General features: G+C 67.3%; 16 protein-coding genes and 1 riboswitch. Of the genes, 11 read left to right on the plus strand and 5 right to left on the minus strand.

Annotated features, from left to right (window positions below):
* Positions 1-55: 55 nt before the first annotated feature.
* Positions 56-316 carry a cold-shock protein gene (locus C1720_RS04900; protein WP_102283428.1) on the minus strand — a complete coding sequence of 87 codons (261 nt, stop codon included), beginning with the start codon at positions 314-316 and terminating at the stop codon, positions 56-58.
* On the opposite strand from C1720_RS04900, the gene C1720_RS13985 reads away from it, so the two are divergent.
* The 3 genes from C1720_RS13985 (at position 317) to clpA (ending at position 3,252) form a co-directional block, all read left to right on the plus strand.
* Positions 317-499: a hypothetical protein gene (locus C1720_RS13985; protein ID WP_146006867.1), complete on the plus strand. Its 183-nt coding sequence runs from the start codon at positions 317-319 to the stop codon at positions 497-499.
* An 11-nt stretch (positions 500-510) separates the two neighbouring features.
* Positions 511-873 (plus strand): ATP-dependent Clp protease adapter ClpS, encoded by a 363-nt coding sequence (clpS, locus tag C1720_RS04905; RefSeq protein WP_050715314.1) that lies wholly within the window; start codon positions 511-513, stop codon positions 871-873.
* Between the two features lie 75 nt (positions 874-948).
* Positions 949-3,252 (plus strand): ATP-dependent Clp protease ATP-binding subunit ClpA, encoded by a 2,304-nt coding sequence (gene clpA / locus C1720_RS04910; RefSeq protein WP_102283429.1) that lies wholly within the window; start codon positions 949-951, stop codon positions 3,250-3,252.
* Between the two features lie 233 nt (positions 3,253-3,485).
* Here the strand turns inward: clpA and C1720_RS04915 are convergent, their stop codons facing one another.
* Both C1720_RS04915 and C1720_RS04920 read right to left on the minus strand, forming a co-directional pair.
* On the minus strand, positions 3,486-5,561 hold the full coding sequence (locus C1720_RS04915; protein ID WP_233199805.1) for a sensor histidine kinase: 2,076 nt from the start codon (positions 5,559-5,561) through the stop codon (positions 3,486-3,488).
* A complete protein-coding gene (locus tag C1720_RS04920; protein WP_102283430.1) occupies positions 5,558-6,397 on the minus strand; it encodes a carbon-nitrogen hydrolase family protein in 840 nt (279 codons plus the stop codon). Before C1720_RS04920 ends, C1720_RS04915 begins: the two co-directional genes overlap by 4 nt.
* Before the next feature lie 330 nt (positions 6,398-6,727).
* Between C1720_RS04920 and C1720_RS12820 the strand changes: the two genes are divergently transcribed.
* The 8 genes from C1720_RS12820 to C1720_RS04955 all read left to right on the plus strand — a co-directional run bounded on the left by C1720_RS12820 (position 6,728) and on the right by C1720_RS04955 (position 13,552).
* Positions 6,728-6,919: a hypothetical protein gene (locus C1720_RS12820; RefSeq protein ID WP_146006868.1), complete on the plus strand. Its 192-nt coding sequence runs from the start codon at positions 6,728-6,730 to the stop codon at positions 6,917-6,919.
* A gap of 7 nt (positions 6,920-6,926) precedes the next feature.
* Entirely contained in the window at positions 6,927-7,679 is a 753-nt protein-coding gene (gene aztA / locus C1720_RS04925) for a zinc ABC transporter ATP-binding protein AztA (RefSeq protein ID WP_102283431.1), read from the plus strand.
* Positions 7,676-8,557 carry a metal ABC transporter permease gene (locus C1720_RS04930; protein ID WP_102283432.1) on the plus strand — a complete coding sequence of 294 codons (882 nt, stop codon included), beginning with the start codon at positions 7,676-7,678 and terminating at the stop codon, positions 8,555-8,557. The genes aztA and C1720_RS04930 overlap by 4 nt, the downstream gene beginning before the upstream one ends.
* Before the next feature lie 137 nt (positions 8,558-8,694).
* Positions 8,695-9,663 carry a metal ABC transporter substrate-binding protein gene (locus C1720_RS04935; RefSeq protein WP_102284511.1) on the plus strand — a complete coding sequence of 323 codons (969 nt, stop codon included), beginning with the start codon at positions 8,695-8,697 and terminating at the stop codon, positions 9,661-9,663.
* A 162-nt stretch (positions 9,664-9,825) separates the two neighbouring features.
* A complete protein-coding gene (gene lplT / locus C1720_RS04940) occupies positions 9,826-11,124 on the plus strand; it encodes a lysophospholipid transporter LplT (protein ID WP_102283433.1) in 1,299 nt (432 codons plus the stop codon).
* Positions 11,121-12,023 carry an EamA family transporter gene (locus C1720_RS04945; RefSeq protein WP_199170956.1) on the plus strand — a complete coding sequence of 301 codons (903 nt, stop codon included), beginning with the start codon at positions 11,121-11,123 and terminating at the stop codon, positions 12,021-12,023. The genes lplT and C1720_RS04945 overlap by 4 nt, the downstream gene beginning before the upstream one ends.
* A gap of 192 nt (positions 12,024-12,215) precedes the next feature.
* Positions 12,216-13,220, plus strand: a complete 1,005-nt coding sequence (locus C1720_RS04950) for a DnaJ C-terminal domain-containing protein (protein WP_102283434.1) — start codon at positions 12,216-12,218, stop codon at positions 13,218-13,220.
* A 14-nt stretch (positions 13,221-13,234) separates the two neighbouring features.
* Entirely contained in the window at positions 13,235-13,552 is a 318-nt protein-coding gene (locus C1720_RS04955) for a chaperone modulator CbpM (protein WP_102283435.1), read from the plus strand.
* 248 nt (positions 13,553-13,800) lie between these two features.
* Here C1720_RS04955 and C1720_RS04960 read toward each other — a convergent pair whose 3' ends face one another.
* Both C1720_RS04960 and C1720_RS04965 read right to left on the minus strand, forming a co-directional pair.
* Complete coding sequence (locus tag C1720_RS04960) at positions 13,801-14,346, minus strand: pseudoazurin (RefSeq protein ID WP_102283436.1); 546 nt, start codon at positions 14,344-14,346, stop codon at positions 13,801-13,803.
* Positions 14,347-14,544: 198 nt separating this feature from the next.
* Positions 14,545-14,861: riboswitch (cobalamin riboswitch) on the minus strand.
* A gap of 303 nt (positions 14,862-15,164) precedes the next feature.
* Positions 15,165-16,148 carry a polysaccharide deacetylase family protein gene (locus C1720_RS04965; RefSeq protein WP_102284513.1) on the minus strand — a complete coding sequence of 328 codons (984 nt, stop codon included), beginning with the start codon at positions 16,146-16,148 and terminating at the stop codon, positions 15,165-15,167.
* Positions 16,149-16,210: the final 62 nt, after the last annotated feature.

Below are 16,210 nucleotides of genomic sequence, written 5' to 3' on the forward strand. Positions count from 1 at the left end.
GCCGGTGATTGTCAGGCCCGCCACCCGCTGTTTCCAGGCTCAGGGCCTGTTGGCTTCAGGCCGCTTCAGCTTCGACTTCAGGGTTGCTGCTGCGGGCCGTGCGGATGCGCAAAGCCAGCAGGCCTTTGGGGCCTTTTTCCAGCGCGAATTTCACGCGCTCGCCTTCCTTGAGCGTTTTGAAACCCTCCATTTCAATGGCTGAAAAGTGGGCAAAGGCGTCAGGGCCGCCGCCATCAGGCTCAATGAAGCCAAAGCCTTTTTGATTGTTGAACCATTTGACGGTGCCGTCGGACTCACCCAACACATTGTCAGACATATGAAAACTCCTTTTCTTGATGAGGTTGCTGCCGTTTACGGCCCCATTTTGGGATTGATTTTTTTAATGTCAAGTGCGAATACGGTGTATTACGTGTTTTTTCTGAAAATTTTCTGGCCTGGCTTGCATGGCGTGGTTTTACGATCATTTGGAGCAGGCCGCGCCCGGCCCCTGCGCCGATAGAATGACTTCTCATGGCTTCGCTTCCCTCCTCCCGTCCCCCTGATTCTCCTGCCGGCCCCCAGCATGACGAAGGCGGCGGGGTGGTGCTGGAGCGTGCGCCCTCGCGCGTGCAGCCTCCGCCCATGTATCAGGTGGTCATGCTCAATGACGACTACACGCCCATGGAGTTTGTGGTTGTGGTTTTGCAGGAATTTTTCGGCAAAGACCAGGCCACGGCCACGCAGATCATGCAAAAGATCCATTTCGAGGGCAAAGGCATCTGCGGCGTGTATTCGCGCGATGTGGCCACCACCAAAGCCGCACAGGTGCAAGATGCGGCCCGCCAGGCAGGCCACCCCTTGCAATGCGTGGCCGAGCCTGCCGGGTCTGGTTGAAAGCGCCCGCCAGCGGCCCCATGTCGGTCTGCATTCGCACACACCCGCTGCTCTCGCAGCAAGAAAGGACACACCATGATTGCCAAGGAACTGGAAGCCAGCCTGCACATGGCTTTTGTCGAGGCGCGCAAGCAGCGCCATGAATTCATCACGGTGGAGCACCTGCTGCTGGCCCTGCTGGACAACCCCAGCGCCGCCGAAGTGCTCACGGCTTGCGCCGCCAATGTGGAAGAGCTGCGCGCCTCTCTTTCAAGCTTCATCGCCGACAACACCCCGCAAGTGGCGGGCGAAGGCGAGGTGGACGCGCAGCCCACGCTGGGCTTTCAGCGCGTGATCCAGCGCGCCATCATGCACGTGCAGTCCACAGCCAGCGGCAAGCAGGAAGTCACGGGCGCCAACGTGCTGGTGGCCATCTTTGGCGAGAAAGACTCGCACGCCGTCTATTTCCTGCACCAGCAGGGCGTGACGCGGCTGGACGCGGTGAACTTCATCGCCCACGGCGTGCGCAAGGACGAAGCCGACGCCGAAAGCGGCGAAGCCGCTGCGGGCGCTGACGGCGCCGCCGCTGAAAAAAACGAAAAGCAAACGCCGCTGGAGCAATACACCGTCAATCTCAACCAGCAGGCGCGCGAAGGGCGCATTGACCCGCTCATTGGCCGCGAGCACGAGCTGGAGCGCACCATCCAGATTCTTTGCCGCCGCCGCAAAAACAACCCGCTGCTGGTGGGCGAGGCAGGCGTGGGCAAAACCGCCATTGCCGAAGGGCTGGCCTGGCGCATCACCGAAGGCAAAGTGCCTGAAGTGCTGGCCGGCTCCGTCGTTTACGCGCTGGACATGGGCGCGCTGCTGGCAGGCACCAAATACCGGGGCGACTTCGAGCAGCGCCTCAAGGGCGTGCTCAAGAGCCTGCGCGACAAGCCCCACGCCATCCTCTTCATTGACGAAATCCACACGCTGATTGGCGCGGGCGCGGCTTCCGGCGGCACGCTGGACGCTTCCAACCTGCTCAAGCCGGCTCTTTCCAGCGGGCAGCTCAAGTGCATTGGCGCCACCACCTTCACCGAATACCGGGGCATTTTTGAAAAAGACGCGGCGCTTTCGCGGCGCTTCCAGAAAGTGGAAGTGCCCGAGCCTTCCGTAGCCGAAACCGTGGAAATTCTCAATGGCCTGCGCCCGCGCTTTGAGGCGCATCACGGCGTGGTTTACGCGCCCGCCGCCCTGCAAGCGGCCGTGGAGCTGGCTGCGCGCCACATCACCGACCGCCACCTGCCCGACAAGGCCATCGACGTCATCGACGAAGCCGGCGCGGCCCAGCGCATCCGCGCGCCCGAGCAGCGCAAGCAAACCATCGACCGCAGCGAGATCGAGGCCATCGTCGCCAAAATCGCCCGCATCCCGCCCGCCAGCGTCAGCCATGACGACCGCAGCAAGCTGCAAACGCTGGAGCGCGATCTCAAATCCGTCGTTTTCGGGCAAGACGCCGCGCTGGAGGCGCTGGCTGCTGCCGTCAAGGTTTCGCGCTCGGGCCTGGGCAAGACGGACAAGCCCATCGGCGCCTTCCTTTTCAGCGGCCCCACCGGCGTGGGCAAAACCGAAGCGGCCCGCCAGCTGGCCTACATCATGGGCGTGGAGCTGCAACGCTTTGACATGAGCGAATACATGGAGCGCCACGCCGTCAGCCGCCTCATTGGCGCGCCTCCCGGCTACGTGGGCTTTGACCAGGGCGGCCTGCTGACCGAGGCCATCACCAAAAAGCCGCACTGCGTGCTGCTGCTCGATGAAATCGAAAAAGCGCACCCCGACATCTTCAACGTGCTGCTGCAAGTGATGGACCACGGCACGCTGACCGACAACAACGGCCGCAAAACCGACTTCCGCAACGTCATCATCATCATGACCACCAACGCGGGCGCCGAAACCATGAACAAAGCCGCCATCGGCTTTACCAACACCCGCCAGGCGGGCGACGAAATGGCCGACATCAAGCGCCTGTTCACGCCCGAGTTCCGCAACCGGCTGGACGCCATCGTCAGCTTCAAGCCGCTGACAGAGCCTGTCATCTTGCGCGTGGTGGACAAATTCCTGCTCCAGCTGGAGCAGCAGCTGGCCGAAAAGAAGGTGGAAGTCACCTTCACCGACCACCTGCGCCAGACGCTGGCGAAAAAGGGCTTTGACCCGCTCATGGGCGCGCGCCCCATGCAGCGCCTCATTCAGGACACCATCCGCAAGGCACTGGCCGACGAGCTGCTCTTTGGCCGCCTCGTCAATGGCGGCCGCCTGACGGTGGACCTGGACGCCGAGGGCAAGGCCGTGCTCGACATCACCCCGGCTTCTTCCGGCGGCGCGCCCGCCGCCCTGCCGGAAGCGGTCGGCTCCTGAGCGTCTGAACGCAAACAGCCCGCAAATCACATCAGAAACAGGAGCAAATATGGGCAGCTGAAATGCCGCCCTGCGCAGATTCCACTAGGACATCATGCTATGGATAGAGGAGCTAAATAACACCCTGCGCATGAAAGCGGAACGGAGGGCATGAAAAAGGGAGCGCCGCCGCTCCCTTTTTTCATGCCCGCATCCTTTGGGCGCTGGTTTTGGGCGGCGCAATGCCTTGCCGCTCAATGGAAATCGGCCATTTTTTTGATCGCTCCATCTTCAAACGGCTCCGCCTGCCCGGCCACAGCCACTGGCAGGGTGAATGAAAACACCGTGCCCTGCGGTTCGTTGGCTTCGTGCGTGAGCGTGCCGCCGTGCTGCTCCACCACGGTGCGGCACAGCGGCAGGCCCAGGCCCATGCCTTCGCTCTTGGTCGTGAAAAAGGGCGTGTACAGGCGCGGGGCCACGCCGGGGGCGATGCCGCAGCCGTGATCGGCCACGCTGAAGATCACTTTGTCGCACGAGAGCGCGAGGCGGGCCGAAAAGCGCAGGCTGCGCAGCGGCGGGGGGGTGCCGCTCATGGCCTGGATGGCGTTGCGCGCCAGGTTGAGCAGCACTTGCTCCACCATCACCTGGGCGCACCACACGGGGGGCAGGTCATGCGGCACGTCCACTTCCACCATCACGTTCTGGCGATCGGCGTGCAGGTGAACCAGCGGCAGGATGGCTTGCACCAGCGCCTGCGGGGTGATGTTCACGCGCTGGTCGCTGCCGCGCCGCACGGCCAGGTGCACGCTGTGGATGACTTGTCCGGCGCGATTGGCCTGTCCGGCGATGCGGGTGAGGGCGGTGCGCAGATCGGCCACGATGGCCGCGTCCTGGCCGCCGTGCAGCTGCTCCAGCAGGTTGAGCGAGCCGGTGGCGTAGCTGGAGATGGCGGCCAGCGGCTGGTTCAGCTCGTGGCTGAGGTGCGAGGCCATTTCGCCTGCGGCGGCCAGGCGGGCGGTGGCTTGCAGGCGCTCCTGGCTGTCGCGCGTCATCTGCTCGATGCGGCGCTGCTCGCTGACATCCATGACCACGCTCATCCAGCCGATATGGCGGCCGTCGTGCGTGACCAGCGGGGCGTCGAACACGAGCACGGGAAAGCGCGTGCCGTCCTTGCGCTGGTAAATGGCTTGCTGGCCCTCTTCCGTCTTGCGCCACAGGCCCGAGAGCCACTGAATCTGGTGCTGCGCGTATTCGGCGGCCAGCTCCGGCGGCCAGTAGGGCGCGGGAATGCCGGTGCCCAGCAGTTCGCTTTCGTCGCAGTCCACCATTTCGCAGAAGGCGGGATTCACATAGACGATGCGGCCTTGCTGATCGCGCGCGCGCAAGCCCACCATGAGCGAGTCTTCCATGGCCTTGCGCACGGCCAGCGCCTCGGCCAGCGCGCTTTCGGCCCGCTGGCGGCGCGCGTGGTCATAGGCCAGCAGGGTGAGCACGGCCAGCAGCGCCAGGGCGAGACCGGCCAGCAGGGCGGTCATTTCGCTGCTCAGCAAGCTGGCGGCGGGGCGGCGGCTGTCCATGCGCAGCACCAGGGTGGCGCCCGGCAGATCCAGCACGCGCTGAAACGAGATGGCCCGGGAGCCATGCCGCACCACGCCCGCCACGGCCAGGCGCGTGCCGTCCGGCTCGGCGAGCGACACCTGGTGGCGCCGCGTGTAGGCCGTGTCCACCATGTGCGCCAGCATGGCGCTGAGCGAGTAGGCGGCCACCACGTAGCCGCGATCGACGGGCACGCACAGGGGCATGACTTCGTGGCCCGCGCCGCCGTCGTGCTGCGGCATGAACAGGCTGGGCGCGTAGGCGGGGCCGTTCAGGCGCTCCGCCGTCACGCAGGCGGCTTGCGCTTCGGCGGCCAGGCTGCGGCCAGGCGGGTCCAGGCGCGCGTGCCAGGGGCTGGTTTCGCTGGCCACGGGCCTGAGGCGGCTGTCCAGCCAGTCCAGCTGGAGCCATTCGCGGTGGCTTTGCAGCAAGGGGCGGGCGTGCAGCGCCCAGCTCGCCGGATCGGCCTGCGACAGATGCAGCCCTTGCAGGATTTGCGCGTTGTGCGACAGGGCGCGCCCCAGTTCGATGGCGGCGTCTGTGGCGTCGCGGGCGAGCGCGCGCTGGGCGCGCTGCTGGCCGTGCTCGTGCGCCAGCCAGATCAGCGCGCCCAGCAGGGCCGCCAGCAGCGTCATCAGCAGCAGCCACAGCCCCCAGCCACGCGGCGAGAGGGCCGCGCGCTTGTGCCAGGGCAGCTCCCGCGTGGGGGTGGAGAGAAAGGCAAAGTCGCTCACAGCACGCGGTGCGCCAGGGCGGGCAGGCTGGCGCGGCAGGCCGCCGTGTGGGCGGCGTCCAGCTCGGCCAGCGCCACGCCCGCGCCTTCGGCCTGCATGGCCAGTACCTGCCCCCAGGCGTTGATCAGCATGCTGTGCCCCCAGGTGCGGCGGCCGTTTTCATGCGTGCCGCCCTGGCCGGGCGCGATGACGCAGGCCAGGTTTTCGATGGCGCGCGCGCGCAGCAGCGTTTGCCAGTGCGCCTGCCCCGTCACCCAGGTGAAGGCGCTGGGCGCCAGCAGCAGATCGGCGCCCTGCGCCGCGTAGTGGCGGTACAGCTCGGCAAAACGCAGGTCGTAGCAGACGGACAGGCCCACGCGCCAGGTGTGCCCGTCGCGCGAGGGCAGATCGAACAGCGCCGGCTTGAGGCCCGCTTTCAGCGTTTGCGATTCGTCGTAGGCGCGCTGGCCGTCGTTGAAGCGGAAAAGGTGCATCTTGTCGTAGCGCGCGGCGCAGCGGCCTTCGGGCGAGAAAACCAGCAGGGCGTTGAACGCGCGCGCATCCGCGCCTGCTTCTGCGTCTTCTTCGCCCCGCACGCGCAGCGGGATGGTGCCGCCCGCCAGCCACAGCCCCAGCCGCCGCGCCTGGCTGGCCAGCCACTCTTGCAGCGGCCCCTGGCCAAACGGCTCGGCGATGAGCAGCTTGTCGGCGTCGCTTTGGCCAAACAGGCAGAAATACTCCGGCAGCACGGCCAGCTCCGCCCCGGCGCGGGCGGCCTGCTCCAGCAAGGCGGCGGCAGTGGCGAGGTTTTCTTCCACGCGCGGCGTGGAAACGGTCTGGATGGCGGCAGCTTTCATGGCAGCGTTTTCAAGGCGAAGGTTCGCGAGAAGGTTGCAGGTTCTGGGACTGTTGACGCCGGAAGGCGGGCATAGCGGCGATTCTGGCGAAAAACAGGCCATGAAACGGGCCCAATAAGCCGCAAGCCCTGATGGAATCAGCGCGGGCAGCTATTGTTTTTGCAACACCCAGGCAGGCCGCCCGGGGCCGCGCTTTTGGCCCTCACGCTTTGGCGCCTGCGGGCCATACGCGGGTTACACGATAACGGCGCGGGTATCATCCGCGCCTCTTTTCCGCTGGCAGCGGCCTGCCTGCGCCGCTGGCGCGGCGGCCCGAAGCGCCCACGATTCATGCCCGCTCCTGTTCCCGCCCAGGCCGCGTCGTCGGCCCCGCCCCCGCCGGATTCATTGCCTCATCCATTGCCTGCCACGCCTGCCGCCAGCTTGCTGCTGGCTTCTGCCGCGCAGCGGCTGCTGTGGGCGCTGCTGGCGTGCGCGGGGCTTTGGGGGCTGCTGGCCTGGGCCGTCTCGCCCGTTCAGTGACCCGGCCATGACGGCAACAGGCATGACGCCGCGCATCACCCTGCATGAGCTGACGCTGGGCTATGAAGGCCGCGTGGCGCTGCAAGATGTGTCGCTGACCATCGAGCCGGGGGCGCTGCTGGCGGTGGTGGGGCCGAACGGCGCGGGCAAGTCCACGCTGATCAAGGCGCTGGCGGGGCTGCTTGCGCCCTTGCGCGGGCGCATGGAAGGGCTGGCTGGCGCGCGCGTGGCCTACATGCCGCAGCAAGGCACGCTCGATCGCAGCTTTCCGGCCACGGTGCTGGAGCTGGCGGCGCTGGGGCTGTGGCACGAAACGGGCGCGCTGGGGCAGCTGACGGCGGCGCAGCGCGCGCGCTGCCAGGCGGCGCTGGTGCAAGTGGGGCTGGGCGATTTGGCGCAGCGCCGCCTGCACGAGCTTTCAGGCGGGCAAATGCAGCGGGCGCTGTTTGCGCGGCTGCTGCTGCAAGACGCGCCGGTGCTGCTGCTCGATGAGCCTTTCGCCGCGATGGACGAGCGCACATGCCAGGATTTGCTGGCCCTGCTGCGCGGCTGGCAGGCGCAGGGCAAAACGGTGCTGGCCGTGCTGCATGACCTGGCGCAGGTGCGCCAGGCTTTCACGCAAACCTTGCTGCTGGCCGGGCGCGTGCTGGCCTATGGCCCCACGCAGTCGGTGCTCACGCCGCAAAACCTGCTGCGGCTGCGCATGCCCGATGGGTCTGGCGAGCCAGCCGGCATGGCCTGCCAAGGGGCCGCGCCATGACGCCAGCCGCTGCGGATGCCAGCCTGTGGGCGCTGCTGGCCGGGCCGTTTCTGGAATTCGGCTTCATGCGCCGGGCGCTGGCCGGGTGCGTGGCGCTGTCGCTGGGCTGCGCGCCGGTGGGCGTGTTCCTGCTTTTGCGCCGCATGAGCCTGACGGGCGACGCCATGGCGCACGCCATCCTGCCCGGCGCAGCGGTGGGCTACCTGCTGGCGGGCCTGTCGCTGCCGGCCATGACGGCGGGCGGCGCGCTGGCCGGGCTGCTGGTGGCCGTGGCCTCGGGCGTGGTGGCGCGCTCCACGGTGCTGCGCGAAGACGCGAGCATGGCCGCCTTCTACCTGCTCTCGCTGGCGCTGGGCGTGCTCATCGTCTCCACGCGCGGCAGCCATGTGGATTTGCTGCACGTGCTCTTTGGCACCGTGCTGGCGCTCGACGACGCGGCGCTGTGGCTCATTGGCGGCATCACCGGCTTCACCCTGGCGGCGCTGGCGCTGCTGCTGCGCCCGCTGGCCGCCGAGTGCATGGACCCCGGCTTTTTGCGCAGCGTGTCGCCGCGCTGGAGCGCCGCCGCGCATTACGGTTTTCTGGCGCTGCTGGTGCTCAACCTGGTGGCGGGCTTTCACGCGCTGGGCACGCTCATGGCCGTGGGCATCATGGTGCTGCCGGCCGCCAGCGCCCGCTTGTGGGCGCGCAGCCTGGGCGGCCTGCTGGCGCTGGCGGCCGGCATGGCGCTGGCCGCCAGCGTGGCGGGGCTGCTGCTGTCGTATTACCTGGATTGGCCCGCCAGCCCTGTCATCGTGCTGTGCCTGGGGGCGCTGTATGCCGCCAGCCTTGCGCTGGGGCGGCATGGCCTGTGGCGCGGACGGGGGGAGCGGTTCTGAAAGCCTTCAATTCGCTCTTTAACCAATAGCATGAAGTCCCCGTATTCATTGCGACAACTGCGTTTTATACCCCTCTGAATTTGCTCCTCTTTCTGATGATTTCTGGCTTCTTTTCACGCTTCAAAGGAATTCCTCTCATGAAACCCCTTGCGCCTTCCGCCCTGATCGCCGCCGTGCTGCTGGCCGCCGCGCCCGCCCATGCCGGGCAGGAAGAGCCGCCGCTGCGCGTGGTTGCCAGCTTCAGCATCCTGGCCGACTTGGTGCGGCAGGTGGGCGGCCCGCAGGTGAGCGTGCAGCCGCTCGTGCCCGCTGGCGGCGACGCGCACGTTTACCAGCCCACGCCCGCCGACGCGCGCGCGCTGGGGCGCGCCGATCTGGTGTTCGTCAATGGCCTGGGCTTTGAAGGCTGGATCGACCGGCTGGTGCAGGCCGCCGGCTACAAGGGCGAGCTCGTGGTGGCCACGCAGGGCATCGAACCCATTGCCAGCGAAGAAGGCGGCGAGGGCGGCGGCCACGAGCATGAGCACGGCCATGATCACGAGCACGGCCACGGTCATCACGATCACGCCCACGGCGGCCAAGACCCCCACGCCTGGCAGAGCGTGCCCAACGCCATGCGCTACGTGCGCAACATTGCCGATGGCCTGTGCGCCGCCCGCCCCGCCAACTGCCCCGTCTGGCGCGACAACGCCGCGAAATACCTGGACGAACTCACGCGGCTGGACGCCGGCATCCGCGCCGCCTGGCAGGGCGTGCCGCCCGCGCGGCGCAAGGTCATCACCTCGCACGACGCCTTTGGCTACTACGCGCGCGCCTACGGCGTGCAGTTTCTCGCGCCGCAGGGCGTCAGCACCGACAGCGAGCCTTCCGCGCAGGACGTGGCCCGCCTCATCCGCCAGATCAGGGCCGAAAAAATCCGCGCCTTGTTCGTCGAGCAGCTGGCCAGCCCGCGCCTGCTGGAGCAGATTGCGCGCGAAACCGGCATCCGCCCCGCTGGCGCGCTGTATTCGGACGCCCTCTCGCCCGCAGATGGCCCCGCCGCCACTTACGTGGACATGATGCGTCACAACACCGCCGCGCTGACGCAGGCCGCCAAGGGCGAATGAAGGACGAATGAGGGCCGCGCTCCGTTTTTCAGCCGCTTTTTTGCCGTCTTTCCCACGGGCTGGCGCGCAGGGGGCGCGTGATATAACCCGCCGCATTTTTTTCCCACGCAAACAGGCGGTTCCCTTGACACAACGACAGGCGCGCCCCGCGCACGCAGCTTCATGAAGCGGGGCTTTTACACCATCATGGCGGCGCAGTTTTGCAGCTCGCTGGCCGATAACGCGCTGTTTGTCGCGGCGGTGGAGCTGCTCAAGGCCGATGGCGCGCCCGGATGGCAGGGCGCGGCGCTGGTGCCGATGTTTGCGCTGTTTTACGTGGCGCTGGCGCCGTGGGTGGGCGCGTTCGCCGATTCGCAGCCCAAGGGGCGCGTCATGTTCATCAGCAACGCCATCAAGATTGCGGGCTGCCTGATGATGCTGTTTGGCAGCCACCCGCTGCTGTCTTACGCCGTGGTGGGGCTGGGCGCGGCGGCCTACTCGCCCGCCAAGTACGGCATCCTGACCGAGCTGCTGCCGCCTTCGCAGCTGGTGCGGGCCAACGGCTGGATCGAGGGGCTGACGATCTGCTCCATCATCCTGGGCGTGCTGCTGGGCGGGCAGCTGGTGGGGCCGGCGGTTTCGCAGTGGCTGCTGCAAATGCCCACCGCGCAAACGCTGGGCCTGGGCAGCGCGCCGCACGCCGCCATTGCCGCGCTGACGCTGGTGTACATGCTGGCGGCCTGGTTCAACCTGCACATTCCGAAAACAGGCGTGCAGATGCACCCCATGCCGCGCAACGCGCTGGCGCTGTTGCCCGATTTCTGGCGCTGCAACGCGCTGCTGTGGCGCGACAGGCTGGGGCAGGTGTCGCTGGCGTCCACCACGCTGTTTTGGGGCGTGTCGGGCAACATGCGCTACATCGTGCTGGCCTGGGCGGGCGCGGCGCTGGCCTACGGCACAACGCAGGCGGCCAGCCTGGTGGGCGTGGTGGCGCTGGGCACGGCAGCCGGAGCGGTGCTCGCTTCCGTGCGCGTGCGGCTGGACAAGGCGCCGGGCGTGATTCCCCTGGGCATCGTCATGGGGCTGCTGGTGGGGGCGATGGTGTTCGTGCGCCACCTGTGGGTGGCCGTGCCGTTTCTGATCGCGCTGGGCGCGCTGGGCGGCTACATCGTGGTGCCCATGAATGCGCTGCTCCAGCATCGCGGCCACAACCTGATGGGCGCGGGCCGCTCCATCGCCGTGCAGAACTTCAACGAGCAGGCGTGCATCCTCGGCCTGGGCGGGCTATACAGCCTGGCGATGGGGGCGGACATGTCCGTCTTTTTGGCGCTGGGGCTGTTTGGCGGCCTGGTGGCGGCGGTCATGCTGGGCATCTGGCTCTGGCATGCGCGCAACCTGCGCTGCCACGGCAGTGAAGTGCAGCGCCTGCTGCAAGCGGCCCGCAGCGACCGCCACAGCAGCCACGGGGGCCAGGGGCAATGAAGTCCGCCCCGGCGCCAGTGGCGCGGCCCGCCAATGCCGCGCTGCCCGCGCTGGTGCTGCTGTTCAACGCCTTCATCTGGGGCACTTCCTGGCTGCCCTTTCGCGCCTTGCGCGAGCACGGCTCGCACCCCTTGTGGAGCACCGTGTTCGTGTATGTGTGCGGCGTGGCGCTGTTTTTGGCGTGGCGGCCGCGCGTGCTGGGCGAGCTGGCGCGCCATCCCAAGCTGGCCGCGCTGGCCCTTGCGGCGGGGCTGACCAACATTTGCTTCAACTGGGCCGTCACCGTGGGCGACGTGATGCGCGTGGTGCTGCTTTTTTATCTGATGCCCGCCTGGTCCATCCTGCTGGCCTGGGCGCTGCTGGGCGAGCGCCCCACGGCGGGCGCGCTGCTGCGCCTGGCGCTGGCGCTGGCGGGCGTGACGCTGGTGCTCAAAAAACCCGGCGTGGCCTGGCCCTGGCCCGAAAGCCAGGCGGACTGGCTGGCCATCGCCGGGGGCTTTTCCTTTGCCTTGACAGGCGTGCTGCTGCGCCGCTGGCGCGGCACGCCCGCCACGGCGCGCACCTTCGCCATGTTTCTGGGCAGCGCCATCGTCTCCGCTGGCGTGGCGCTGGCCGCGCAGGCCGCCCATCTGGCCGCGCCGCCTGCCCTGGCCAACTGGGTCGGCTGGCTGCCCTGGGCGCTGGGCCTGACGGCGGCGCTGCTCACGGGCAACATGGCCCTGCAATACGGCACGGCGCACCTGCCCGCGCAAACGGCCTCGCTCATCATGCTGGCTGAAGTGGTGTTCGCCAGCGTCTCGTCCGTGGCGCTGGGCGCCGCTGCCCTTGCCACGGGCACGCTGGCAGGCGGCGCCATGATTCTTTCCGCCGCCTTGCTGGCCGTGCTGATGCGGCGCTGAAGCGCCTTCCGCCCACTATTGAAACCATAGCTGCAAGTCCAGTCTGCACGGGCGCAAACGGCCCATTTGATGCTGAATCCAGGCGCGGGTCTCACGGGCAGGCGGGGCTTGCCGCGCACACGACAATCAGGCCCGTTTTCCCGCAGGGCCTTTCGCGTTGAAACCCCTTTTCCCAACTCCATGTAGAAAGCCATGCAATTCAAGGACTACTACCAGATCCTGGGCGTGGACAAAAGCGCCAGCCAGGACGACATCAAAAAAGCCTACCGCCGCCTGGCCCGCAAATACCACCCCGACGTGAGCAAAGAGCCAGACGCCGCCGCCCGCATGGCCGAAGTAAACGAGGCCAACACCGTGCTCGGCGATGCCGAAAAACGCAAGATTTATGACAGCGTGGGCGCGCAAGCCTGGGCCGCAGGCGCGCGCTCCGGCGACGACGTGCGCCCGCCGCCCGGCTGGAACGCGGGCTTTGGTTCAGGTTTCGGCGCGGAAGGCGGCGCGGGCGGCTTTCACCACTTCACAGGCGATTTTTCAGGCTACACCGGTGAAGACGCAGGCCAGTTCAGCGACTTTTTCGAGCAGATGTTCGGCCAGGCGCGCCAGGCGCGGGCTGCCCGTGCATCCGGCCCGCAAAAAGGGCGCGACGAACACGCCCGCATCGAGCTGGACCTGGCCGACGCCTACCACGGCGCCGAACGCCACATCACCCTGCGCGGCAGCCGCGTGAACGAAAAAGGCGAACTTGAAGCCGCTGACCGCACGCTGCGCGTGAAGATTCCGCAAGGCGTGAAAGAAGGCCAGCTCATCCGCCTGTCCGGGCAAGGCCACCCGGGCCTGGGCGGCGGCGAAGCGGGCGACCTGTTTCTGGAAGTGCGCCTGCGCCCCGATGAACGCTGGCAAGTGCAAGGCCGCGACGTCACGCTGAAAGTGCGCGTGGCCCCGTGGGAAGCGGCGCTGGGCGGCAGCATCGAAATCACCACGCCCGACGGCAAGGCCATCGCCGTCACCGTGCCCGAAGGCAGCGGCCACGGGCGCAAACTGCGCCTCAAAGGCCGGGGCATCCCGTCAGCCACTGCGCCGGGCGATCTGTATCTGGAGCTGCAAGTGGCGGTGCCCAGCGCCGTGACCGAGCCGCAAAAAGCCGCCTGGGCCGCCTTGCGCGACGCCTACCCTGACTTCAATCCGCGCCGAGCCTGAAGGAGAGAACACGCATGCAAACCCTTTTTGACGACACCCTTGCCAGCGCCGCCCAGTTGATGACCGATGACGCGCTCGACCCGCAAACCCTGGCCGGCGGCTGCCAGATGACGCTCGAATGGGTCAGCGCCCGCGTGCAGGCCGGCGTGCTGGAGCCGGTGAGCGGCGACAGCGCTGCCACCTGGCGCTTTGCCAGCGCCGCCCTCACCCGCGCGCGCCGCATCGCCCACCTGGAGCGCGCCTTTGACGCCGACCCCCAGCTGGCAGCGCTTGCCGCCGACCTGATGGAAGAAGTGGCCCGCCTGCGCCGCCTGCTGCCGCAGGCCGGATAAAGCGGCCGCCCCGCCTTGGGCCTCAACCCTTTTCCCAAGCCGCAGCCAGCGTGGGCGGCTGAAAGGCGGGGCGGAACTTTCAGCGCAAAAACAGGAGCAAATTCAGAGGGGCAAAAATACCGCATGGCGCAGTCTCCATCGTGACCTCAAGCTATGGATTTGGGAGCAAATACGGTGCTGGCCTTCCGGCCATTTCCGTGCCCCCCTTTTTCACTGCCGCCTGCTGCTCTTCTTCACCCGCGCGCGGCTCACTTGCCAGCCTGCTGGGCGCGGGCGGCAATTTCGTGGAAGCGCTTTTGCGCGGCGGCGGGCACTTCGGGCGGAATCTGCATTTGCTGCGGGCCGGGGCCGTCGCCCACGCGGATGAGCATGACCATGCCCATGGTGTAGTGCGGCATGCAGCGCACGCCGTAGAGGCCCGGCTGCTCGAAGGCCACCTCGATTTCCTCGTTGATCTTGCCCGTGAAGGACGGCGCGCCTTCGGGAGCCATGCCGGGAATGGAGGCAGCGTTGTGACCGTTGTGAACAGCGAGAAATTTCACCTTGTCGCCAGGGGCGATGTGCAGATAGTCCGGCTCGAAGGGCATGGGGCCGGTGGCGTTGCGGTTGAGCATCTTCACCTCCCATGTTTTGGCCCAGGCGGGCGCGGGCGCGTGCGCGGCGCAGGCCAGCGCGAGGAGCGCGAAAGCGTTGAAAAGCCAGCGCGAACGGCGATGGAAATGGCGGCGGGAATGACTGTGGATGAGGCCACGGGCGGACTGCGCCACAAAGGCCGGGGGTAAAGCGTGGAACATGCGCTGATCTCCTGGCCGCCCGCTTCTCCCGCGAGCGGCGTGGGTTGCCAAAAGGCAGCGCAGGCGGGAGCAAAAGCGCGGTCAGGGCCGGGCAGCGCGAAAGTCATGCGGGACGGCGGCGCGGCAAACGGCGCGCGCCTTGCGGCATGGCAGGTGCATGGGCCTTGGCCGGCCAGCCGCACGCCCGCAGCCGCCGACGGAAAGGCTTGAGGGCAGGCCGGTATCCGGGCTTGCGGACCGCCGCAGGCGGCGCGCGGCTTCTGGCGAAAGCGCGCCTGGCTTGCTGCGAGGCCCCGGCCTTCCCGCGCCAGCCCTGAATAGCTCAGGGCAAGAAGCGCAGTGGCTGCCGCGCGCGAGGGGCGCGCTGGCTGTCGGGGTTTGGTTTCCGCTGACCGTTGCGGGGGCAGCGCAGGCTTTGCGGCCCGGGCGCATGCCGTTGCGGCATGGCCTGAAGACGCGCACCTGCTTCCCGTTTAACCCTTTGACCGCAAGAAAGCAGCCTTGGGGCACCTGTCAAGCTGGCCGCCGCCCTTTTCGCATGCGATGGCGCATGGGAGCAAGGCGGCGGCCGGGGGCGATTGTGGCGCAGCGCGGCCCGCCGCCAGGCGGCGCCAGCGCCTGCGCGGCGGTATTCGCTTCAGAAAAAGAAGCAAATTAAAGGGGTAGAAAACAGCGTTTGCGCTCTTTCCACTAGGACATCACGCTATGGATTCAGAAGCAAATTGACGTTTCTCTTTCCGCCGCCTGTTGCGCTGACGGCCGTGACAGGCACAAAAAAAGCCTGCCGGGAGAGGGCAGGCTTTGGTGGCGGGGGCGGCTCAGCGGTTGGGCCGGTCGGCCGGGGTGGCGGGGCGGGGCACTTGTTCGATGAATTTGCGGGCGATGGCGTCGCGGCGCATGAAGACGGCGTCTTTCTTGGACTGCGCGTAGCGGATGAATTCGGCCAGGCCGTTGGCGCGGGCGGGGTTGCCGGTGATGCGCGGGTGCAGGCCGATGGACATCATGCGGCCGCAGTCGTCGCCGTCGTCGAGCAGCTGGTCAAGCGTGCGCGAGGCCATTTCCACGAAGTCGGAGGCGGCGGCAAAGCCGGTGCCCATGATGTAGCGGCAGTCGTTGGTGACCAGCGAGTAGGGCACGATGAGGTGGGATTTGCCGTTGATGAAGGTCCAGTGCGGCAGGTCGTCGCCGTAGTAGTCGGAGTCGTAGAGAAAGCGCCCGTCTTCCACGAGCAGCTCGCGGGTGTTGACGGACATTTCCCGGCAGTACCAGCCGCTGGGCTGGCGGCCCAGGGTTTTCTGGAACGAGTCCATCGCCAGGTTGATGAGGGCTTTTTCTTCTTCGCGCGAGTATTCGTAGTGGTCAATCCAGCGGTAGCCGTGGCCGACGACTTCGTCGCCGCGTTCGTTGAGCTTGCGGGCGACTTCGGGGTTGCGCTCCAGCGCCACGGCGGCGGCAAAGAAGGTGGCGGGCACCTGGCAGCGGTCGAAGATGCGCAGCAGCCGCCACACGCCGGCGCGCGAGCCGTATTCGTACATGGATTCCTTGGCGAGGTCGCGCTGGTCGTCCACGTTGAAGGGCAGCTCGTACATGCCGTCATTCATGCGGTCGCCCATGGCGAAGGTTTTTTCGGAGCCTTCTTCGTAATTGACGACGATGTTGATGGCGACTTTGGCGCCCCCGTCCCAGCGGATGCGGGGCGGGCGCTCGCCGTAGCCAATGATTTCGCGCTCGGGGCCGCTGACGCCGGGCAGGTCGTCGTTGCGATACCAGTGGTTTTTGGCGATTTGTTCCGGGCTGGGCATGGCATGGGCCTTTCTCTGTGGGTGGAAACAGCCGGATTCTAGGAAGCGGAGAAACGCCAATC

This window comes from Ottowia massiliensis (assembly GCF_900240305.1).
Lineage (GTDB): Bacteria > Pseudomonadota > Gammaproteobacteria > Burkholderiales > Burkholderiaceae_C > Ottowia > Ottowia massiliensis.

Coding starts and splice junctions, on each gene's coding strand:
- C1720_RS04900 (WP_102283428.1), bottom strand. CDS start 316: ATGTCTGACAATGTGTTGGGTGAGTCCGACGGCACCGTCAAATGGTTC.
- C1720_RS13985 (WP_146006867.1), top strand. CDS start 317: ATGAAAACTCCTTTTCTTGATGAGGTTGCTGCCGTTTACGGCCCCATT.
- clpS (WP_050715314.1), top strand. CDS start 511: ATGGCTTCGCTTCCCTCCTCCCGTCCCCCTGATTCTCCTGCCGGCCCC.
- clpA (WP_102283429.1), top strand. CDS start 949: ATGATTGCCAAGGAACTGGAAGCCAGCCTGCACATGGCTTTTGTCGAG.
- C1720_RS04920 (WP_102283430.1), bottom strand. CDS start 6,397: ATGAAAGCTGCCGCCATCCAGACCGTTTCCACGCCGCGCGTGGAAGAA.
- C1720_RS12820 (WP_146006868.1), top strand. CDS start 6,728: ATGCCCGCTCCTGTTCCCGCCCAGGCCGCGTCGTCGGCCCCGCCCCCG.
- aztA (WP_102283431.1), top strand. CDS start 6,927: ATGACGGCAACAGGCATGACGCCGCGCATCACCCTGCATGAGCTGACG.
- C1720_RS04930 (WP_102283432.1), top strand. CDS start 7,676: ATGACGCCAGCCGCTGCGGATGCCAGCCTGTGGGCGCTGCTGGCCGGG.
- C1720_RS04935 (WP_102284511.1), top strand. CDS start 8,695: ATGAAACCCCTTGCGCCTTCCGCCCTGATCGCCGCCGTGCTGCTGGCC.
- lplT (WP_102283433.1), top strand. CDS start 9,826: ATGAAGCGGGGCTTTTACACCATCATGGCGGCGCAGTTTTGCAGCTCG.
- C1720_RS04945 (WP_199170956.1), top strand. CDS start 11,121: ATGAAGTCCGCCCCGGCGCCAGTGGCGCGGCCCGCCAATGCCGCGCTG.
- C1720_RS04950 (WP_102283434.1), top strand. CDS start 12,216: ATGCAATTCAAGGACTACTACCAGATCCTGGGCGTGGACAAAAGCGCC.
- C1720_RS04955 (WP_102283435.1), top strand. CDS start 13,235: ATGCAAACCCTTTTTGACGACACCCTTGCCAGCGCCGCCCAGTTGATG.
- C1720_RS04960 (WP_102283436.1), bottom strand. CDS start 14,346: ATGTTCCACGCTTTACCCCCGGCCTTTGTGGCGCAGTCCGCCCGTGGC.
- C1720_RS04965 (WP_102284513.1), bottom strand. CDS start 16,148: ATGCCCAGCCCGGAACAAATCGCCAAAAACCACTGGTATCGCAACGAC.